This window comes from Amycolatopsis sp. SID8362, from assembly GCF_010550475.1.
Taxonomy (GTDB): Bacteria; Actinomycetota; Actinomycetes; order Mycobacteriales; family Pseudonocardiaceae; genus Amycolatopsis; species Amycolatopsis eburnea.
The window spans coordinates 1-21,797 of sequence record NZ_JAAGNB010000860.1; the positions used below are offsets into that span (position 1 = coordinate 1).

12 protein-coding genes and 1 pseudogene are annotated in these 21,797 nt (G+C 67.3%); 4 read left to right on the forward strand and 9 right to left on the reverse strand.

Features of this window, described 5'->3' with window-relative positions; all coding sequences use genetic code 11:
• The 3 genes from G3I65_RS26500 to G3I65_RS26510 form a co-directional block, all read right to left on the reverse strand.
• Window positions 1–1,038 (reverse strand): hypothetical protein (locus tag G3I65_RS26500; RefSeq protein WP_309235714.1); only part of this gene is annotated, 1,038 nt, incomplete at its 3' end.
• A gap of 2 nt (window positions 1,039–1,040) precedes the next feature.
• On the reverse strand, window positions 1,041–2,561 hold the full coding sequence (locus G3I65_RS26505) for a hypothetical protein (RefSeq protein WP_309235711.1): 1,521 nt from the start codon (window positions 2,559–2,561) through the stop codon (window positions 1,041–1,043).
• Between the two features lie 179 nt (window positions 2,562–2,740).
• Window positions 2,741–3,856, reverse strand: coding sequence for an epoxide hydrolase family protein (locus G3I65_RS26510; protein WP_239071459.1), 1,116 nt, complete (start codon window positions 3,854–3,856; stop codon window positions 2,741–2,743).
• Between G3I65_RS26510 and G3I65_RS26515 the strand changes: the two genes are divergently transcribed.
• From G3I65_RS26515 to G3I65_RS57545, 3 genes and pseudogenes are all read left to right on the forward strand, one after another.
• Window positions 3,819–4,379, forward strand: coding sequence for a TetR/AcrR family transcriptional regulator (locus G3I65_RS26515; RefSeq protein WP_160698515.1), 561 nt, complete (start codon window positions 3,819–3,821; stop codon window positions 4,377–4,379). The two genes, G3I65_RS26510 and G3I65_RS26515, sit on opposite strands and share 38 nt — an antisense overlap.
• 240 nt (window positions 4,380–4,619) lie before the next feature.
• Window positions 4,620–5,993 (forward strand): recombinase family protein, encoded by a 1,374-nt coding sequence (locus G3I65_RS26520; protein WP_309235712.1) that lies wholly within the window; start codon window positions 4,620–4,622, stop codon window positions 5,991–5,993.
• A 189-nt stretch (window positions 5,994–6,182) separates the two neighbouring features.
• Window positions 6,183–6,487, forward strand: a pseudogene (locus tag G3I65_RS57545) (hypothetical protein); the annotation flags it as partial.
• A gap of 137 nt (window positions 6,488–6,624) precedes the next feature.
• Here G3I65_RS57545 and G3I65_RS59090 read toward each other — a convergent pair.
• The 5 genes from G3I65_RS59090 to G3I65_RS26545 form a co-directional block, all read right to left on the reverse strand.
• A complete protein-coding gene (locus tag G3I65_RS59090) occupies window positions 6,625–7,782 on the reverse strand; it encodes a reverse transcriptase family protein (RefSeq protein ID WP_160698516.1) in 1,158 nt (385 codons plus the stop codon).
• A 1,553-nt stretch (window positions 7,783–9,335) separates the two neighbouring features.
• Window positions 9,336–11,981, reverse strand: a complete 2,646-nt coding sequence (locus tag G3I65_RS26530) for a pPIWI_RE module domain-containing protein (RefSeq protein ID WP_160698517.1) — start codon at window positions 11,979–11,981, stop codon at window positions 9,336–9,338.
• The gene (locus tag G3I65_RS26535; protein ID WP_160698518.1) at window positions 11,969–15,343 is read right to left on the reverse strand and encodes a hypothetical protein; all 3,375 of its coding nucleotides are present in this window, start codon (window positions 15,341–15,343) and stop codon (window positions 11,969–11,971) included. The genes G3I65_RS26530 and G3I65_RS26535 overlap by 13 nt, the downstream gene beginning before the upstream one ends.
• Window positions 15,336–16,334, reverse strand: coding sequence for a hypothetical protein (locus tag G3I65_RS26540; RefSeq protein ID WP_160698519.1), 999 nt, complete (start codon window positions 16,332–16,334; stop codon window positions 15,336–15,338). The genes G3I65_RS26535 and G3I65_RS26540 overlap by 8 nt, the downstream gene beginning before the upstream one ends.
• On the reverse strand, window positions 16,331–17,905 hold the full coding sequence (locus tag G3I65_RS26545) for a PD-(D/E)XK nuclease family protein (RefSeq protein ID WP_160698520.1): 1,575 nt from the start codon (window positions 17,903–17,905) through the stop codon (window positions 16,331–16,333). Before G3I65_RS26545 ends, G3I65_RS26540 begins: the two co-directional genes overlap by 4 nt.
• Window positions 17,906–17,974: 69 nt before the next feature.
• Here G3I65_RS26545 and G3I65_RS26550 point away from each other — a divergent pair, with 69 nt between their 5' ends.
• On the forward strand, window positions 17,975–18,892 hold the full coding sequence (locus G3I65_RS26550; RefSeq protein WP_160698521.1) for a serine/threonine-protein kinase: 918 nt from the start codon (window positions 17,975–17,977) through the stop codon (window positions 18,890–18,892).
• Here G3I65_RS26550 and G3I65_RS26555 read toward each other — a convergent pair.
• On the reverse strand, window positions 18,829–21,402 hold the full coding sequence (locus tag G3I65_RS26555) for a tetratricopeptide repeat protein (protein ID WP_160698522.1): 2,574 nt from the start codon (window positions 21,400–21,402) through the stop codon (window positions 18,829–18,831). The two genes, G3I65_RS26550 and G3I65_RS26555, sit on opposite strands and share 64 nt — an antisense overlap.
• Between the last annotated feature and the right edge of the window lie 395 nt (window positions 21,403–21,797).

Here is a 21,797-nt window from a genome sequence, read left to right on the forward strand (position 1 = left end):
CGCGACCCGGGCCGGCACGCGGACCGCGGCCGTCGCGGCGGCCGCGAGGAAGAGCGTCGCCGCGACCAGGCTCGGCCCGTAGTACCAGTGGTACGGCGGCACGTGCAGCCGCGTGTAGGCCAGGTAGTGCGCGATCCCGGCGGGCACCAGCGGGACGAACGGCCGCACCCGGGCCCACAGCGGGCCGCCCCGGGCCGCGTCCGCCATGCAGAGCGCGAAGGCGAGCAGGGCGAGCGCGGCCGGGAGGAAGGACGCGATCGTCGCCCACGGGAAGACCTCGGCGTAGAGCCCGGGTCCGTTGCCGAAGTCCCACTGCCCCCACGACTTCTGCAGGGTTTTGATGATCACCGTGTCCGGCACCGCCGACCCGAGCGCCACCCAGCTGAAGGCGAACCAGGGGAGCGCGACCGCCGCCGCGGCGAGCACCGACTGCCACGCCTTCTCCCAGAACCGGCGCCGCAGCGCGAAGAGCACCAGCGCGACCACGACCAGATCGAGCCGGACGAGGGCGAGCAGCCCGGTCAGGACGCCGAGGGCCACCGGCCGCCGTTCCCCCGCGAAGACCAGCAGCCAGGCGATGCCGGCCGCGCCGAGCTCGACCTCGAGCCCGATCGACGACAGCAGCAGCGGGTTCACCGTCAGCAGGGCGACGGCGGCCGGTGCGAACCAGGCCGGCAGCCCCGCGCGGTCGCCGGCCCGGCGCAGCGCGAGGGCCAAGGCGACCTGGCAGAGCACGAACAGCGCGCCGGCGGCGAGGACCGCGTCGCGCAGGACGAGGGTCAGTGCGGCGAGGAGCAAGACGTTCAGCGGTGACGTCGCGGTGTTCGACGTCTCGGCCGCGATCAGGCCCCAGTGCCCGTGGAAGGCGAGGTTGCGCGCGTAGGCCAGCGTGATGAACGTGTCGTCGACGAGGTGCGGTCGCACCACCGCGAAGACGAGCGCGGACACCACGGCGACGGCGCCGGGCAGCACCCAGCGCCGCGGCCGGGACTCCGGGGCCGCGATCGCTCCTGTCGTGCGGTCCCGCCGCTGTGCCACGGTCACGGTTCGCGGGTGAGGGTGAAGTGGCCGACGCCCTTGGCCGCGGACCGCACCTGCCAGCTGTCGGGCCCGGTCGCCGGCCCTGAGCCGTACCGCAGCCGGTAGTCCGGTTTGCGCGGGGTGATCGAGCGGTCCAGCCAGTGGTAGTTCACCCGTAGCGCGAGGCTCATCAGCGGGTTCGCCGTCGCGATCCGCTGCTCGACCAGTTCCCTGGCATGGCCGCGGTCGGAGAACTCGTCGATGATGGCGCACTCGCAGTAGTACGCGAGGGTGCCGATCTCCCCGGGGCTGGCCACGCTCGCGCCGCCGAGCCGCGTGCCCAGTTCCTTGCCGACCCGCGCGTAGTCCTGCGCGCTGGCCCAGTTCCCGAAGATGACCGGCGACTTCCACGGCACGCCCTGCGCGGCGTCGACGGCCGCCGCGCTCAGCACCAGCAGCCCGGTCAGCCCGAGGGCCAGCAGCGGGGGACCGGTGCGCAGCGCCGTCCGCGCGCGTGCCTGCCCGAACCAGGCACCGAACGCGACGACGGCGAAACTGCCCACCGTCGTCGTCGGAGCCACGTAGTACCAATGGAACGGGCCGACGCCGATGAACGAATAGGCGACGAAGTAGAGGATCCCGCCGGCACCCAGCGCCGCGACCGGGCCGAGCGCGGGGAACTCCGGCCAGCGCACCGAGAACCGCGCCGCGGCCCACCCGGCGAGCGCGACCACGCCGAGCAGCGCCGGGCCGAACGACACGAGCACGGTGACCGGGTAGCCGAGGTAGTACATCATCGGCCCGGTGCTGTAGGTCCACGGCGCGAACAGGCCCACCTGTGTTTGCTTGATGGCGAGCGTGTCGGGCACGAACGAGCCGAAGGCGACCCAGCTGAAGACGAACCACGGCGCGGCCGTCAGCACGGCGAAACCGGCGGCCGGCAGCAGCCGCCGCCGGATCGCGGGCGTGCTGAGCGCGATCACCACGACGAACACGACGAGGTCGAGCCGGGTGAGGACGGTGAGCCCGGCGGTGACGCCGAACAGGATCGGACGGCCTTCGAGCGCGAAGACCGTCAGCACCAGCAGGACGGCGGGGATCAAGAGGACTTCGAGACCGATGGCGGACAACACGAAGGGGTTGACCAGGACCAGTGTGACGCCGAGTACCCCGGCCGCGGGCGGCAGCGCCAGCTTCCGCCCGATGAGCTGCCAGGCCCAGCCGAGCGCGCTGCCGCACAGGACCGTCAGGATCCCGAGCGCGACGACCGGGTGCGGGTCACCGGCCACCCGGGTCACCAAGGTGAGCGCGGCGAGGAGCAGGACGTTCAGCGGTGACGTCGCGGAGTTCGCGGGAGAGCCGGGGATGATGCCCCATTCGCCGTGCACGGCGAGGTTCTTCGCGTAGGCGAGCGTGATGTAAGCGTCGTCGGTGAGACTGCCGCGCACCACCAGGAAAAGCGCGGCGCCCAGCACCGCCCCGAAGACGGGCAGCCACCGTCCTCGCGCGTTCACCTGCTCCGCTTCCGTTTCCGGGAGCACCTGTTCATCCCGCGGAAGCGCCACCGGATCCGTCATCTGCCCGATCGACATGTCCCGGGGACCGTAGTGACGATTCATTACAGCGGTGCTACGTCTCGGTTATGTCCGCCGGCTCGGTGGAACATCACCCGATGGTGGCGCGGCCGGCAACTCCGGCTGGAGCCCTCGTGCGTTCCGGTTCAGGCGGCCAGATCGACTGCCCGGCGCAGGTCACCGATATAGGCCTCCGGCTGTTCCCAGGCCGCGAAATGGCCGCCTGCGGAGTGTTTCACGTATTCGCGGACGTTCAGGAACGCTTCGGCGTAGCTTCGCGGTTCCGGTTTGGTGTCGCGCGGGAACACCGACAGGACCGTTGGCGTGCCGATCCGTTCGGGGAGGGTGGCCGGCTCGGTGTAGGTGGCGAAGGAGGTGCCGATCGTGCCGGTGACCCAGTAGGCGGTGACCCAGGTGAGGAGCTCGTCCGCCGTGAAAGCGGATTCGCCGGACCAGGACTGGAGTTTCTCGACGATCCACGCTGCCAGGCCGGCGGGTGAGTCGCCGAGGGCGACGGCGAGCGTGTTCGGCCGCGTGGACTGCTCCGCGATGTACCCGCCCTCGGTCCGGAACCACTGCGCCGCCCGGCCGAGGTAGGCCGCCGCGTCGGGTGCGAGCTTCGTGGGGTCCGCTGTGAGTGCCCGCTGCGGGGCGACGTTCGTCAGGTGCAGGGCGGTCACGCGATCCGGGTGGCGGCCCGCGAGAATCTCCGCGACGGTACCGCCCACGTCGCCACCGGAGAGCGTGTAGCGCGAGTAGCCGAGCTGATCGAGAGCGTCCGCGAGGCTTTCGGCGATCCGGTTGGCCGACATGCCCGGCGCGGTGAGCGGGGCCGCGAACGGGAAACCCGGCAGTGCGGGAACCACCACGTGCAGGTCCGTGAGCAGAGGCAGGACGCGCTCGAAACGCAGTACCGAGTCGGGCCAGCCGTGCAGCAGCACGACCACCGGGGCGCCGGGATCCGCGGACCGCTGGTGGATCACCCGCAGTTCGGTGCCGCCTGCCGGCACCGTCACCCACGGGAACTCGCGGATGCGGCGTTCGTGCGCCTCCCAGTCGTATCCGTTCGCCCAGCGTTCGAGCAGAGCGTCGAGGCGGGTACCGCTGAAGCCGCGCGTTCGGTCGTCATGCCACGGGGTCGTGACCTGCCGTGTCCGCTTGAGCCGGTCTCGGATCTCGTCGCTCATGTGTATCACCGTACACATGATGTGTATGCTTGTACACATGCCTTCCCGAGACTCGGCCGCCACCCGCCGGCGCATCCTGGAGCACGCGCAGCGTCAGTTCGCCCGGCACGGGTACGCGGCGTGCACGGTCAAGGGCGTGGCCGACGCGGCCGGCGTGTCGCCCAACCTCATCACGCGCTATTTCGGCGGCAAGGACGGGCTTTTCCTGGCGGCGGCCCGGGTGGAGATCCCGGTATCGGACTCCTTCGAAGGTGACCGCGCGACGCTGGGTTCGCGTCTCGCGGCGAGCATCGTCCGACGCTGGTTCGGCGAGGCGGGGGAGGATCCGCTGCTCGTGCTGCAGCGCGCGTCCGGGGAACGCCCGGAGGCGGCGGAGGCCTTGGCCGCGTTCCTCGACACGAACTCGCTGGAGCCCTTGCACCGCTACCTGCGCGACAGCGGCCTGGACGACGCGGACGCCCGCAACCGGGCCGCGGCGATCGACGCCTTCGTGCTCGGGGTCTCGACCCGCCGCCGCGTACTGCGTGCCGAACTCGGCGACCCCGCCGAACTCGAGGCCTGGCTGGGCGCCACGATCCAGCGTCTCGCCGACGGCTGACGCGCGGTGTGCAATGGCGCACTGGGCCTGGATGTCGCCGGCAAACGGCCCTACTTGCTCCTCAGTCCGACGTGACGTCGAGGGCCCCGTACCGGTGCTGGTTGCCTTGGTCCGGGTAGTGCACCATGACTGTGGGGGAGCCGGGCCCAGAGGATCCTGCAGCGCCGTACCAACCAGTCCGTTGCCGAGTACGAGGTCCTGAACGCGCTGGAGCAGTCGTGGGGCGGGCTCTGCACCCACGTGCGCGAGGGCTGGAACATCGGCAAGCCCTGCTACGGCTACAAGGCCAAGACGTTCCGGCACCCGAACCCGGCCAAAGCCGCGAAAGGGTTGACCAAGACGCGGCTCGAGCCCGACGGACCATGCGGCCAGACGGTCACTCAAATCGCTTCCTGGGCGTACTACGACCACCTGGGGAGGGATGCCATCGCGAACCTGCTCAACCTCGATCTCGAGAAGCATCGGCCGCCAGTACCGCCGGGCGCGGTGCGCGCACGGGGCGTCTGGAGCAGGTCCAGTGTTTACGACATCCTCCGCAACCCGAAGTACACCGGGTACCAGGTCTACAACCGGAGGGCGACCCGCTCGCGCCGTGGCAAGGTCAACGATCCCGTGAAGTGGGTCTGGTCCCTCGAACCCGCCCACGAGCCGCTGATCCCGAAGTGGATGTACGACGAGCTCGCCGCACGCAGGCAGGCCAAGAAGGGCTCCCGAACCGGCGGCGAGCGCAACGTCCACCCGCAGACCAAGCGGACCTACCTGTTCCGCGGGATGGTGTTCTGCTCGTGTGGGAGGCGGATGATCGGCGTTCCACGGCACGGCAGGTCCTACTACCTCTGCCGGCCGAGCAACACGAACCGAGGGCGTCCGGACAAGTACCTCGGCCACGAGAAGGCCCTGTACTTCAGGGAGGACGCTCTCCTCGACGCCGTCTCCCGGTTCTTCGCCGACCGGGTGTTCGGCTCGGATCGCCGCACGATTCTCGAGAGCGAGCTGGCCGGCGTGGACGACCAGGCCGCCCGCGATCGCGAGGCCGAAGTCCAGCGGCTCGGCAAGGCCCTCGGAGATCTCGCGAAGAGGCAGGACTCGATCCTGCAGCAGGCTGCCGACGGCGACCCTGACGACCCGTTCACGAAGGCGCTGAGGGGCCGCTACAACGACCTGGAGAAGCAGCGGACGGAACTCGCGAGTGCGCTGGCCGAGCTCAGGCAGTCCGGCGCTGCGGGACCCGATGGGCCGACGGCCGCCGACGTGGGGCTGATCGATGCCCTGCCGTACCTGGCGCTGAACCTGGCGACGGCACCGGAGGACCTGCTTCGGACGCTGTTCGAGGTCACCCAGCTGACCATCCGGATTGACGCCCACGGTGACCGTGCGACACTGGAGATCACACTTCCCGAAGATCAGCTGCCGGAGGTCTCCGGCGCGGCGGAAAGGATCACCGAGGAGATGCTCTCGCAAGGAACGCCCAGCGGGCGGCCTTGTGAGGTTGCTGTTCGTGCCCCCGGTGAGATTCCGGCGGCAATCACACCAATCGCCCTGTCAGACGGCCTGCTGATCCAGGTCGACGTACGGTTGGTCATGGAGCGCCGGCCGCGGAGGAGTGCGCGGTGAGCGGGGATGGGCGGTTGGGGCCTCCGGCAGGGCTTCGTTCACGCGGCCAGGCCACTGGGCGAGGGGCTTCCGTCGAGGCGTCGGTCGTTGAGGACAGTCTCCGGCTCGACGGTGAAGATGGGCGACCATGATGACCGTTCCTGCCCGCGGCTCACTGTCCCTTCGGCGACCGTCGTCCGAGCTGTATTGATGATCATGGGGGCGGTGGTTGGGCTGACGTTCCTTTTCGGCTTTGGCAACGTTCTCAGCCTCGCCCTTGGCCTGGGCGTGCCGGTTTGGGGCGCCGCTCGTTGCGCCCGCGGTCAACCTCTCGCTCCTCGGACTTCTGCTAGGCATCAGGCATCTGGCCCTCACCGTCGCGACGCCTGATGTGCTACGTCCAGTGCGCCGGCTGTTGATCTCTACCAACGCAGTCACGCTTGCGCTGAACGTGGCGAAACCACTTGTGGCAGGCGAATACGGCAAGGCGGGCGTTCGACGCCGTTGCTCCACTTTGCCATGCGAGCGCTGCTGTGGAACAGGCTACGCGCCTATGGTCTGCTAACGGACACTTGATGAGCTGGAATGACTCAACTTCATCTGCATTAGTCATGATCAGCTGTCAGGAATGCTGCTAGAGTTCGCTAAAGTGTCACATCCGCCAGTAGTCAACTTGGTGCCAGCCGTCACGTCGGAGAGTCTCTTTCCACCGCTTTTGGATGTCTTGTGAATTCTCTGGGTCAATGTCCAACCAGAACGCAATTAGGCCGCTTACATGGTTCACGAAACCCTCCAGTGAGGCAAAATTTACATGTGAATAGTGCGACCTTAATCCGAACTTCTCGGCACCGCGAACATGGTTCTCAATTCGCGATCGAATTCGCTTATTTAGATGCACCGAGTCGCCATCAACTAGTAACCCAAGGATGGTTTTGCGGGCCCCTGGCGGCTGTATCTGAGTCTTTTTGTCGTGTAGTCTAAATCCGTTCATGAACAATGCGGTTCGCGATTCTTCGATAAGGCTCAGCGCTTTGGATCTAGTGAATTTGGAGGTCGACGAAAAAGTCATGTCGTCCGAGTATCTGGTGTAGGCGGCGCCGTATTTTTCGGCGACTTGCGTTAGTGTCAGATCGAGATCTTTAGCTACTAGGTTTGCTAAGGCTCCACTGGTCGGTGCGCCCTGTGGTACGAAGCCCATGTACGGCATATTATACTGCCGTATTGTGGCGTAGTGCGACTTGGATCTGAAGCGCTCCGCATCAACGTGGTGGGCGTGAGGTGCGTACCGAGTGCAAATCCGAGCCAGCTCAAAGGCTGCCAAAGGTTGATACCCGGCCTCAGCGAATACTCTGTAGACGCTGGACTCATCAATACTTTCAAAGAAGTTCTGAACGTCTAGCCTTACAAGCCAATTCGCCCCCAAATGTTTTGACGCGCAAGACTTAATGGACTTATTTCGTGTATATGCAAAACTATTCGGATGCGTTCCCAGTCGACTAACTATGTGGGCTAATATCCAGCGCTGAATCGGCATCAAACCTGGCGAGGGGGAGGATACTGGGCGCATTATGCGACCATTTGTTCGCTTAATTTTAATGTCAGTATAAGGATCAAACTTTCGTTCAACGATACCTCGAAGGAATCCATACGAGCTGCGAGCCTGAACGGCCAGATGCTTCAGGGTGAGTATGGACGCCAAACCATATTGTTCTACTCTGCCGGCCTGCATGAGGCTGTTGGATAGGACTTCTTCAGGAACTGAGTTGATAACTCCATTGCGACGGTAAAGATGAGGGGAGTCGGTGATCATCTACCTTTGGGGCCCTTCAGCGGAGCGAATGGTGCAACGCGAACCCGGAGACATCGACCCGGAGCTTCGCGTTGCACCACTCGGCGTAACGTGGGTTTGATCGAGACGACAGTGCAATCTGTCGCCTGCACGTATGCCCCGAAACGGAAGACCGTTCCGGCCGCCCCGGCATCAACGATACCGGATAACTAGAAGTCATCGACCCCCCTCAGTTGTGTAGGATAGTATGAGTCCTTGTGTTCTGGCAACACCATTTCGGGTATATTTGGCCTAGTCTTTGCCTTGGCCAGTTCGGCTCGTCCAGGGTCTGTCAACCTTCCCCTACTGTCGAGTAAGCCTAGGTTGCGACATGTGTCTAGATGGGCCTGTGCTGCGACTATGGAAATGCCAAGCTTTAATCCGATTCTAGTGCTGTCGCGAATGCCGCGAGCGCACGCAGCCAGTGTTAACAGATGAAGTTGAACTGTTGGATTCGGTTGGTATTCAATGGTGGTACTTAGGCGTGACTGGTGGAGCGACCGCGCTATCTCATCCGGCTGTATCGAGAGCTTGTAGTCCATCAGTTCTGATTGAAGATGCGAAGGAAAGACGCGTCCTCTAAAAAACGGGTGCCAGTCTGGCTGGCCTGCTCTGTTCTCCTGCCAAAGAACCATGGGCAGCGTGTTTGGCACGGTGTGCTGCACCAAAAATAGGCCTCGAGCCTTGCGGAACCCAAACCTGTAGGTTGATCGGGTGGCATATTTCCGGCATAGTTGTTCTATGTTCTCTCGTTCGACACCTGTCCATCCGGCGGTGCTGAAGTCTCGAGCTGATTGATTGAAATGAATTCCCTCGATATGCGGGTGCTTGCGCAGGTGTGCGCGGGCAGCCTCGGAGACTGCTCCAATGACTACGTGGAATCGAATCAATTTGTAGGAGTACCAACTCAGCACGCTGCTGTGTGCCAGCCATGCGTCTAGGTACTTAAGTGCTCGCGCACCGCTTCCGCTATAGTCGTCAACTAAAACGATTGTGCGCGTTTGGCTCTCTCGGAGATCGGCTAAGGAGGTTGGGGATGAGACTTTGTTTGGCTCGGCTCTGACGACATCGCGAATAATATTACCAATTGTTCCCTCGCTGCCAGGTAATGGAAGATAGGGGGACTCTATTGGAGTTAGTGGGATTGTATCGGACTCCGGTTCTGTCATGGGTGGTTCGATTTCTTCAGGTAGGGCCCTTATCGGGTACATCGCGATCGGTTCTTGCTGTTTTTGGATCTGTTGAATCAAGAGCTGTGTGAGACTTGCGCGAAATGTGCCAGACGAGACAATATGCAGGCTGTCAAGTAGAAGTCGTGCGTACTGTTGTTCTTCTGATTGGAAGTTTCCTATCCAACGGAGCCCGTCGTCGGTTTCGCTCGGCCGGAGCCTCATGTGAGCTACTCTACCTTCAATCTAAGTTCTTGGGGATGTTGATCTTTGCGGTCGCGGTTGCCTGTGGGATGGCGGAGCAAGCGCAGGCCCGTGTGGGCGTGCTTCGGACGCTCGTCCAGCCCCCGATCAACCGGACGACCATCACTCCGACGAGGCTGGTTCTGCCGGTACCGGGTTGAGATATTCGTCGGCCAGTTTCGCCAGGTGCATGGGCAGCGGCCGGGTCAGCGGCACATAGTCGTCGTGGAACCTCAGTTGGTGAGCTACTGCGGCCCAGGCTGCGGGGACGTCGACCGGGCAGCAGCCGAGCACGGTGAGCTCCAAGAACTGCGGGTTCCACGCCGCTACCGTGGGCATGGGGCCGGCTTCGGGCTCACGGCCGAGTTTGCGAAGACCCCGCCGAACCTTCGAAGTGCCGGACACGTCGGCCGTGCTCGCGAACACCCGGCTGTCACCCGGTGCGTCCCGGCTGGCCCACAGGCCGACGCCGAAACCAGGTGTGTCGTTGTCCTTGCCCGGCGCGTACCACTGCGGTACTTCTTCCCTGCTGTTGCGGTCCCGGACGAGGACGATCCGCAGGTGTTCACCGAAGGCGCCGATTCGCTGGTCGGGCTCATCGGCGAAGCCCAGTTTGTCCTTCACTAATGTCCGGTTGCCCAGCCACCGCCAGGAGTCCCGCATGTTGCCCGGGTTCGCGAGCAGCAGGGTCGGCCGGTCCCGGACCTGAAAGAGGATGGCGCGGACTCGGCGTTCGATGTCGGCTCGCTGGTCTTCGACCGTAGGAGTGGCGCGAAGGCCGGTCGGCGGGCTGTCTGTCGCCAGTTCGCTACCGGAAGCTAGAGAGACGAGGAGATCGGGGTAGGGGATCCATTTCTGCGCGCGGTCGTCCCAACCACGGACGGGGTGTTCGGAGTCGGACGGCCGGATTCGTACCGCGACGAGGTGCCGGCCAGCGCGCTTCGTTAGCGCGGTGGCCTGCTTGCGTGCGACCCACAACGCGACGTACTGGAGATCGTCCGGGATGCCGGCACCCGCTCGGTGTGCAGGGGTCGAAATGGCGCCGAGCTGCCGCAACCCGTCCTGGCACGCCGCTTCGGCTCGGATGGCCGGATCGGCCGTATTCTCGTCGGCGACGGTGATGAACTGAGTCAGCCGTCCGGTGTCGGCGAAGCCGAGCCGCAATGCGAACTTGGGGTCCGTGCCCGGCACGATGAACCGGTCTTCACCGGGGATCTCGACCAGGGCCAAACCCGCCCGCCCGGAACGACGGGGAAACCGCGCGGCCACCGCGGCCCGGCGGGCACGCGTTGCCTCGGCAGCCTGGGCACCCTTGCCCTCGGTCTCCGGCGGCGCCTTCAGCGCGTTGCCGAGCGCGCCGGCGTCGGAGAGGGTGAGATCGATATCGATGCCGTCGACGGACCACCGGCGGAAGTCGCCCTGACCGAGGTCGACGACTCCGATCAGCGAGGCCAGTTGCCGCAGCAGGTGTTCGCGGGTTCCCGGGTGGATGGTCACGACGTCGACGTGGAGTGGTTCTCCGGCGGTGGCGGCGCGCAAGGCGGCCCGCCGAGCTGTCACGGCCAGGAGTTCGACCTCGGCCCGGCGTGCGGTGTCCGTTTTCGTCACCTTCGGCAGCAGCTGCGGCTTGTTGACGGGGAAGGCGCGGCTCAGCGACGGCACCCGGCGCAGCCAGGGTCGCAGCCCGTCGGCGACCCAGTCGTCGAGGTGAGCTCGCTCCCCGGGCATCAGTCCGGTGGCGATCTCGTGCTTGCCCATCGCGGTGCTGTGCACCACCCCTGCGGCGAGGCCGTCTTGGCCGTTGAGCCACTTCTCGGGCGTGGCGATGACGTCTTCGGGTTTCGGGTAGCGCCGGACGATGTCGAGGTCGGCAAGGATCTCCACCGGACTGTGCCGCCGCCACGTGTGACGTCCGTCGGGCACCGAATACTTCATGGCGTTGCCGGCCAGCCGGAGACGGCGGGTCCCAGCCTCTTCCTGCCAGGGGAACGGCAGGTCGAACAGCACGGTGGCGCCGCGGCCCGCGGGGACCCGGATCGGGGTACGGGTCGACCAGCGGCGGATCCCCGACGACACGTGAACGCGGAACGACGGGGTGAAGGGCACGGTGTGCAGCGTGATCAGCAGCCGTGCCGAGTAGTGGTGGTCACGTCCGTGCTTCCGGAACTTCTGCGGCGGCCATGCGACCAGCTCGGCTCCTTGGTCGAGGCTAACCACGCGGAACCATGTGTCGGTGTCCGCTCCTTGCGCGCGGTACGGGCGTTCGGCCAGGCGAAGGGCCAGTAGTTCCGGCAGGAGCGCGTACAGCCGGTGGTGCGGCAGTGCGGTTCCGCCGGGTGAAACTTCGGTGCCGGTCAGGTCCACTGCGCATGAAGTCCACACCGGCTCGGTCTGTCGGACCGCGTCGAGCACGCGTTCGGTGGCGGTCTGGTGCTCGCTCTCGGGCCGCAGCGCCATGACCCAGCTCAAGAACGCGGGCAGGACGACGTCGACGGGGACCGGCTCCTGCGCGTAGAGCCACGGCACAGAACTGTCGGCGGTGGCGCCGCGGCCGGTCGCGAGCACTCCGGGGGCCACGGCGCGTAGGAGGCTGTCGAGGCGGCGCACCGGCAGCCCGGCGAACGGTTCCCGGCTGCGCCAGCCGAGCGCTGCCAGGTCCGCCAGCTCGGTGCGCCACTGCTCGGCGAAGGTCAGCACGCGGAGGTTCTCGAGCCAGGGGCCGGCGGCGGGGTCCGGTTCGTAGGCGCACGGGGTGATCAAGGAGTACATTCCGGGTTCCTGTTCGTGAGAAGACGGTCTAGAGCGGCCCACAGCGGCCGGTAGAGGGCGTCGACGATGTAGCGGTCGTGAGCTGGCTCGGCCGACCCAGGGGTGAGGTAGGGCGTCAGCACGGCGTAAATGTTGTGCAGCAGGCTGGTTTCGCGGGTTTCCTCCGCTGGTCTGCCCGTGGCGGTTTCGGGGGCGAACGCGGCGTCGACGAACACGACCCGAGCGTGGACTCCGCCGCGCACCAGCCGGCCGATCACCTGCCAGACGAGCACCAGCAGGTCCCAGGTCACCGGGTCGCGGTCGGCTCCGAGGCGACTCCAGGCGAGTGACCTCGACAGGGCCCGGTACCACCGCCGCCTCGCTTCCTCCCGGATCGCGAGTGCGCCTTCGTCCACATCGGACGCGGCACGCAGCTGGGTGGCGAACTCGGGACTGTCGGCGAAGCGGACCAGCCAGTCGTTAACCGCGTGGACCGCGAGCCCCAGGTCGTCCGGCCGCGGGTTCGGCCGGGCGAGGAAGTAGACGGTGCCGATCGCGGCGACCTTGTTATCGTTCAGAATGTTGTGCCCGCGTTCGACGGCGAGCAGCGGCGCCACGAGGATCTGGGCGCCGGTCTGGTCGAGCGTGCCGACATCACCGCGACGCAGGACGGGGGCGTGGTGCTCTTCGTTGGTTCCGGTGACGACCTCATCGTCGTCCGACACCAGTCGCAGCACGTTTCCCTTCCACCGGGGATCCAACGTGTGCAGGGTGTCGGCCACCCACGCGGCCTCTTCGTAGCTTCCGACCAGCAGGAGGATCTTCCGCCGGGCGTCCGGTAGGACTCGCAGCTCCCGGTCCAGGAGGCTTCCGTCATCGTCCTTTTCACCGAGACGAGTCGCCATCCGGCGGAGGATGTCCGGACGTTCGTCCAGGTCGGCGCCGGATAGTGTCAACGGCTCCCGGCCGTCGCCACCGTCGAGGAATTCGAGCCGCATCTCGGTCCCGTCGACGACGGCCTTGACGTGCTTCGGGTCCGGCAACAGGATGGCTCCGACCGGCACCGGGACGTGGTAACGGCTGGAGCTGCCGGCCCAGCTGCTGCCCGACATCAAGAGCAGGTTGGTGCGGGGTCGTCCGTCCACTTCGGGCAGCCCAGGGATGGCGCGCAGCAGCTCACGGCCGATGCCACTGCACCGGAAGTACCGCAGCTCGCCACTTTGGACTCCGTGCCGAGGCGGCCCGTCGATGATGAACTGGAAGCCCAGCACGTTCCCCATCGGTGCCTCGGGGACGATCGGGCCGTAGTCGGGCGGGCGCCGGTACATGTCGTTGAAGGCGAGTTTCAGGACCGACTCCACCCGCGGCCACATCGCGTTCATGAGCGCGAGCTTCGGCTCCAGCGCCGACAGCAGGAGCGTGAACTCGAACTGGCCGCGCTTCTCGGCCAGCCAGCTGTCCGGATGCGGAGCCGGCTTCCGGCCGCGCTTGCGGGACTTCGGCTGCCCCTGTTCGGCGTCGTAGGCCGCTTGCAGCCTGGCCAGCACGGCCGAGAGGTCGAAGAACTTCACCATGAACTCGCTCAGCTTCCGCCGGGTCGCCTGCTGGCGGCCGGTAGTGAGAAGCTCGTTGACGAGCACGGTCAGCTCGGGGACCTCGGGCCGCGCGCGGTCCCCGAACGGGTTGTCGCGAAAGTCGTCCAAGCGCTCGGTGAGCTGCCGGCGTGCTTCTTCAGCACCAGGTAGGCCCTTCGTGTATTCCTCGATCAGCCGGAGCTGCAGCGTCCATGCACTGAAGTAGCCGGTGCGCACCCAGTCCCGGAGGGGGCGGCTGGCGACCAGCATCGCATACAGCCGGTCGGTCGCCGCCGTGATCGTGTTGACCGCTGCCGTCCAGTCTTCGACGTCGCGATCGGACAGCTGGGTACGGGCACCTTCGGACAGCTCCCGGATCTTGTGGGTGTTCAGCTCGTCTAGCAGCGACCGGCGATCGGAGCCGCCGACCAGGGCGACCGCCGGCGCGAACATGCGGTCGAGCTGCATCTGCACCCGGTCGGCTTCGTCGACGATGACCAGGTCGCTGCGCCGGCAAGCGGCCTCGAAGTAGCGGATCCGTTCGGCGTTCTGCGGCCATGGCACCGCCGCGTCGACCAGACCGGCTGGCGTCGACACCCAAATTGTGGCCGTGACCAGCTCGTGCGCGCCGCGGTGCCGGGGGCAGGCCGCCCAGTACGGGCAGGTCACCGGCATGTTCGACCATTCCCGCTTGGCCTCGGGGCTGACCGTTCGGCGGTGGAGCCGGGTGCACGGTGCCTGGTTGAACGCGAGCACGTCGTCCTGGTCGCCGATGTGCACGTTCAGCGTGCACGAGGTGCTGAGGTAGGCGAACCCGGGATCGTCGTGGGCGAGCACGTTGGCTTCGCCCCGGCTGGCCAACCTGCGGTGCATCCGCTGGGCGTGCCGTTGTTTGCCGGACGCGCCCAGGATCGGGGCGGCCAGGTCATCGGTGTACCGGTTGTAGAGCCTGACCAGCTCCAGGGCTTCAGCGACGTCTCCGACCACGACGGTGACCCGGCGGCCGCGCCGGGCGAGGTGCACCGTCAGGACGTCTCGAAGGGTGCTCTTTCCCGCGCCCACGATGCCGAGGAGGTGCTCGATGCCCGCGATGGTGAACCGGGACGCGGGACGGAAGCACAGCTTCCCCCGCGTCCTGAGCCGGACCGACCGCATCCGGCGTTCCCAGCCGTGGGGTTCGATCTCGTCCATGCTCCTGGCCGTGCCGATCAATTCACGCCAGACGACCTCGATCGGCTTGCCCTCTCCCGCCGGGCGCAGGCCGAGGTCGTGACCTTCCGGCCGGTCCAGGGCGGTGTCGGGCAGGTCCACCCGAACGGTGGTCCGGCCGGCCTGGAAGCGGTGTGGTCCCCGGGCGGCGAAGGTGGCCGGGCCGCCCTTGAACGGCGGAGCTGTGGCGAGCAACCGGTCGTAGTGGTCGAACCGCTCGTCGGCGATTCCCGCGATCGGTCGCCGGGTGACCAAGGCGGTCGTACCCGGGACGTCGAAGGCTCGGAACTTCTCGTCGAGCTTCTGGTAAGCGTCCAGTGCGTCGTGCCAAGCCGTCCGCCGGCGCAACGTCCAGAGCGTGAAGCGTGCCGAACGAAGGGAGGTGGCCGCGGCGGCGTCTGCCACCAAGCCTCGACCGCGTGCGTAAGGGATGCCGCAGAACAACACCCACGCCGCGCCCACCGGCTCGGCCGGGTTCAGCCGCTCGTGCAGCAGCAGGCCGAGTTCGACGTCGCACAGCAGGGCCGCCTGGTCCGGCCGCAGGCCGCGCTTTTCCAGTTCGGCCAAGACGGGCATCAGGACCTGTGCAGGGTCACGCATCGGGAGTCCTTTCCGCCGGGTGGGCCTGTGCGATGAGCTCGCCTTCCGTCATGAGGGCGATGGTGGTCCCGGTCGGCAGCGCATCCGCGAACGCCCAGCGGGCATCCGGGTCGGCCATCGCCGAGTCGTCCGGTACGACCGCGATTTCAACGCCGCCAGCGACAGCGTCGCGGGCCAGCGCCACCGGGACGACTCGGTCGTAGCATCGGAAGGGCCGCGCCCGGCCGTCGGAGAACCGGACTTCATCCCGGTGACCGGCTTGTCCCGCCGCGTTCAGACCGTTCCTCAGCCTGTCCTCCAACTGCGCTGGAAGCGCGAGGAAGAGCCGGAGCGCCGGGTGCAGCAGCAGCGCCTTCGCCGCCGGCAGGAGCTGTGACACGGCGCCCGGCGGGCAGGTCTCCCGTTCGCACCACACGGTCAGCCGGTCGTCGTGGCTGTCGAGCCGGGCGGGCAGCCCGCACCCGCACAGGGCGACCTTGCCGTGGGTGACCCATTCGTCGGAGGGAGGCCGGTACAGGTCCTTGACGAATCTGAAGGCCGAGGCCGCTTTCGGATTCCGCATCAGCAGTTCGCGGTGCGTGTCCGGTCCCACGAGCACCTGAGAGCGCAGCAGCTGCCGTCGTGCGGCCGAGTCGGGGGCGTCCGCCACGGCGTCCGACAGCAGCTCGTCGGCGACGTTGGCCAGACCTGCCAGCTCGGCGCATGCACGCGTCCGGGTGCGCTGGACCGAGGTGACCAGTGCGAGGCCGTCGAGCCGGAACGCGGGCGGGAACGGCCACTGCTGCCCCGAGAGGTTCGTGCACCACTGGATCAGTTCGGGAACACCCGCGGGCGGGGTGAGCCCGTGGCGCAGGCACTCGTGGACGATCAGGTCGAGCGCGTACTGCGTTTCCCTGGGGTACGGCGGAACCGGCGCTCCGGAACTGTTGTGATCGGACAGTGCCGCCACGCCACGGGCCAGCTGGTCGAGCAACGACGTCCAGTCGATCATTTCGCCTCGTCCGTCGTCTCACGCGCGGAGCACCATCGGGCCATCTCGCAGTCCGCGCAATGCGGGCCGGGGACCGGGAGGAACCGATCGTCATCCTGCCAGGGGCGGAACGACTGGCGAAGCACGGTTTCGGCCTGCTGGCGCACTTCGGGAGTCCGGGGGTCGAGCGTGTACAGGTCGGCACCCGACGGCCGGAGTATTTCGAGCTCGACGCGGCTGATCCCCAGCCCGAAATCGTCGCGCGCCGCTAGCACGGTCGCCAGCGACAGCTGTGGGTACCGCTCGAGCCATGACCGCTTCCCCCTGCGGTGGGAAGCCGACGTCTTCACTTCCCGCCAAACCCACGCGGACCCGTCGTGGTACAGGAGGTCGGGCTTGGCCAGGACGACGGTGTCGGCTTCGGGATCTTCGAACACCAGACCGGGTTCCACCCGGAGGTCCGCCGGCTTCCGCGTGTGGCGTACCGGGCACACCACAGCGTGGTTGCGCAGGAGAACGCTGCCGAGTTGGTGGTCGGCCGCGGACAGGCTGAACTCGGGTGGCACCCAGTCTTCGGGCACCCGGGTGTCGCACGGGGTGGTGGTCCCGTCGTGCCGGCGCTCGAGGTAGCGGTGCACGGCCCGGCCGCGCTCGGCCGCGGGCCCGCGCTCGACGGCTTGATCGGCCGGGAGCCGCTGCCGCCGGCCGTAATCCCGGGCCGGGCAGACGGCGTGGTTCCGCGCCGACGTTGCCGACCAGCTCCGTCGGGGACGCCGACGGTTGTTCACGCCGAGTAGCCCCGGTGTACGCGGCAATGCCGGGCAGACCGCCGAGAAGGCACAATCGGCACACGAGGCACCCGGCCGGTACTCAACCGGGTCGCCGGCATCGACGATCTGGGCCAGTGCGGCCCGCCCGGAGACGTCGTAGAGGTCGAGGGCGGCCTGCCGTGAGCCGTCGAACAACGTGCGGGCTTGACCCTCTAGCATGCCGAACTGCCGGATGGTGACGTGCTCCGGAGGCGCGTCCGGACCGCCCGCCGCCAGGACCTTCGCGGCCACCGCGATCTCGGCGTCGGTCCTCGCCCGGCCTGCGAGCCGGTTGGCCGGCAGCCGCACCTCGCGCAATCTTCCGTCCGCGGAGCGGTAGCACCGGCCCCAGACGGTGATCCGGTACTGCCTGGCACCCCGTTGGTCGGGCTGGGAGAGCACGGTCTCGTAAACCCACCGCCCCCGGCAGGGAACCGGCCCGCCGGCTTCGGGAGGGAAGGTGTCCAGGTATCCCTCGACGGCGTGCCTCGTCCACTGGCAGACCGAATCGTGCACCTCGTCCGTGCAGACCTTCGCGAGCGCATCGTCCACCGCGACGCCTTGGCGCTCGACGAGATCGAGAACGTTCATGAACGGGCCGTTCACGAAGCCGACCAGTGCCTCGGGCTTGCGCGGCACCGGCGTGTCGGCCCGATACCGAGGCCGCGCGTTCAGCGCGTCCCGCGCGGGGCATCGGTACTGCGCCGGTCCGAGCATGCCGACCGAAACCTTGATGAGGCCGGAATCACCGGACACCCCGGCCGGGGGGTGCCATGTCGTCATTTCTTCCTTCTTCCGTGAGAGTATTCCGGAGTGTTCCGTCAGGGCGAGCTCATCGACGACCGTTATCTGGTGCGAGAATTGCTAGGGGAGGGGACCTCGGGTGAGGTCTACCGGGTCGAGGACGGCGAATCCGGACAGCGGCTCGCGCTCAAGATCCAGCGGCCTCGGTTCCTGGAAAGCACCGCTTGGTACCGAGAATCCTTCGACGAGATCCACCACGAGGTGTCCACCGGCGAGAAGCTGAGCACGGTGCCCGGGTTGATCCAGGCCCAGCGCAGCGGCGACCACGCCGGGCGCGCGTACTACGTCATGCCGGACGTCGGTGGCCACGACCTCGTGAGCTTCGCCGAGCGTGAAGGGGCGGTTTCGTCCCTGCGGACGGCGGCGATCGTGGTGCAGCTCTGTGCCGTTGTCGGCCGGTTGCACGCGCAGGGCTGGGTCCACCGCGACATCAAGCTGGAGAACGCACTCATCGATCCCGACGGCCAGGTCTGGCTCATCGATCTCGGCAGCGCGGTGCAACCGGGCGCGGAGGCCGGGCCGGCGGGCACGCCCGGGTACACGGCTCCCGAGATCGGCCGAGGCGCTGCGGCGTCCATCGCTTCGGACGTGTTCTCGCTGGGGTGCGTGCTCTTCAAACTGGCAGTCATGAACCTTCCTTATCCGAACGACACGGGGCGGCGACCGGCTCCAGGACCGCCGTTCCGGGAAGAGCTCCGGCCCGCGCTCGACGCGCTCGCTCCAGGACTGCGCGCGGTGGGGTCGCGCATGATCGCCTGGGATCCAGGGGATCGTCCGCCGAGTGCGGACGCGGTCGCCGAGGAACTGACCGGCCTGCTCCCGGGCGTGGCCGCACCGCCGCGGCGCGGGCGAGAACCCGATCCGGTGCTGCGGTACTGGCTGGCCAAGTACCGGAATGACGCCTATGCATCGGTCAGCAGCTCCTCGACCCGGTCGAGGCCGGCTTCGTCGCCGAGGTCGCGGTAGAGCGTTCGCGCGTCGAGCAGCGCTTGCGTGCTGTCGGCCGCGCGGCCGTCTTGCCGCAGCACACCCGCGAGCCGGACCAGAGTGCGTGCTTCGTGGCTGTGTCGGGTCAGCGATCGGTACCGGGCGATCGCGAGGTCGTACGTCGCCGCGGCACGCGACAGGTCTCCGCGATCCTCGTGGACCTCGCCGAGAACCACGAGGACGGCTGCTTGGCCGTTGACGTCGCCAGCTTGCGCATAGCGATCACTGGCGTCCGAACAAGCCCGGACCGCCCGGTCGTGATCTCCTTCGGCCATCGCCACCTGGGCGAGGCCGCTCAGTGCATCCGCCTCGCCGAGTTCGTCGCCGAGCCGCCGGAACAGGGTGCGAGCTTCGCTGTACTCGGCGCGGGCTTGGGCGTGTTCGTCCTGGTCCAGGTGCAAGGCGGCCAGCCCGACGTGCCCGTAGGCGATCCCGCGCACGTCTCCGGCCTGCTCGCTCAGCCTGATCGCGCACCGCTGTGCGCCCTTGGCCAGCCCGTATTCCTTCATGTTCCAGCGGGAACCGGCGAGCATGCGGTACACCATCGCCCGGTCGGGTAGACCGGCGACGCGCTCGGCCGCATCGGCCGCCGCGCGGAGGTAGCGGTCGGCGTCGGCGAACTTGCTGCGTCGCCACAGGTACGTCGTCAACGCCATCGCCACGAGCCAGGTGTACCGGTCGGCCCGCGCTTCGGCCGCTTGCCGAAGCGCCGCGGTGATGGTCGGATATTCGGCGTCCAGCCACGTCATCGCGTCTCGGACGGTTCGCGGAGCGGCCACCGTGCCCGACGTCCGGATCGGCAGTTCGCGGCCGGGGACCAGAGCCTGGTCGCAGGCCCAGACGTGCTGGAGGAGGAACTCAAACACGGCCGAGCCGACCTCCTCGGCACGGCCGGGCGGCAGGCTGCCGGCCAATTCGGTTCCGTAGTCGCGGACGAGGTCGTGCATCGCGTACCGCTCGTGAGCCCGTTCGTCCAGCAGATGTGCGCCGACGAGTTCTTCGATCTCGCCGGCGCAGTCGCGGGCCGCCAGATCCACCGCCGCTGCCAGGCTGATCGTCGGACCCGGGTGCAGCGCGAGCAAGGCCCACAGCTCGGCAGCCGGCCCGCTCAGACCGCCGTGCGAGTACGAAAGGGCCACTCGGACGTTCAGGTCCGTGTCGTTCTTGAAGGAAAGCGTATCCAGCCTGGTCTTGGTCTTCCGCAACGCGTCGCGAATCGTGCGGACCGCGTCGGCCGGACGGGTCGCGACTCGCGCGGCGACCACCGCCAGCGCCAGCGGGAGCCCGCCGACGAGCTCGGCGATCTCGCCCACGAGATGACCTGCCTGTCGCATCCTGGCCTCGCCCAGGGAATCGGCCAGCATCGTGACCGCCTCGGTCCGCTCGAGCGGCCGTACGGTGAGCTGCTGAGCACCTTCACGGGTGATCAAGCTTTCCAGGCGGTTGCGGCTGGTGACGACTACCGGGCACCCGGTACCGGGGAGCAGCGGTCTGGCCTGCGCGGAATCGCGCGCGTTGTCCAGCACGACCAGCACGGAACGACCGGCCGTCGCGGACCGGAACGCGGTGATCAGGCCATCGGGCGTGGTCGTGGCCGGTTCGGCGCCGAGATCGGCCAGCATCCTGGCCAGGATCTGCTCGGTCGATTCCGGGCGAAGTGAGCCGAAGCCGTTCAGATCCGCGTACAGCGTGCCGCCAGGGAACCGGTCCTCGAACTTCGCCGCCCACGAGCACACCAGCCCGGTCTTGCCGACGCCAGCCATTCCCGAGACCAGTGCGATCCCGGCGTTCGCCGGACCAGGTTCCACGAGGATGTCCGTGAGGGCCTGCAGTTCCGCGCGGCGTCCGACCAGATGCCGATGGTGACCGGGAAGCTGCCGTGGCACCGGGGCCCGCGGCGGAGCCGCCGTGGCGGGCGGGCCGAACCGAGCCTGGAGCTCGGCCAGCCGGTCATCCGGGTCGCCGTGCTCGCGGATGTGCGCGGCCAGGAAGGCGCCAGCCCGCGTCCCGCTCTCGGTGTCCGCGAGGACGTCAGAAACGAGCGTCAGCAGCGGAACGTCGTGCGGCCATCGGCGGACGGCATCGAGCATCGTCGTGCGAAAGGCGGTAAGCTCGCCACAACCGGCCATCGCGTCGAGGAGGTCGATGGTCGCCGTGCGCCGGAGACTGTCCAGGAACGCCCGTTCCCGGCTCAGGTCGAACTTTTCGAGATCGGCGTCCACCAACGGTTCGGCCCGCCACTCGGTGAGCGCCTCCTTGAGCTTGGCCATGCGCCGGTGCCCTTCGAGCCCCTTCGCTTCCGTGATTCCCCTTGTGAACCGGAGGTAGTCGACGTCCCAGCCGCCGAGCGAGATCATGCACTGACGGTTGTCGTTCTTGGCGTTGACCTCGGACAGCCGGTCGTCAAGAGATCGAGTGGTGTCCCGGACGCGGTGGTAGGGAACGCGTTCCCCTGGCCAGAGCCGGTCCTCGATATCGCGGTGGCGCATCCGGTGGTTCGGAGCGATGATCAGAACTGCCAACAGACCTTTCGCGCGTTGAGAGGTGATCACGACTTCGCGGCCATCGATGCGTACACAGAGCGGGCCCAAAAGGTTGATTTCCATTGATCTCTCTTGACAATTGGCGAGTTATCGTCTGCGTCATCGCAGTGCCTGCCACTGGACGAGATCTTCTCACTGTTTCGTCCCCGGCGGCCAGCACGCCGACCCACGCTCGGCCCACGGCCGCGCCGAAACGGTGCGTTCGACGGCCTGTCAGGATGCCCTGGCCAGTGAGAAGGCCTTCTCGGGAAACACGGAAACGAAGATCAAGGAGAATCAGGTGCAGAAAATCCACGGTTCCCGGCGCGCGGGTAACCAAGCGCGAGGCGGTACGCGCCGGC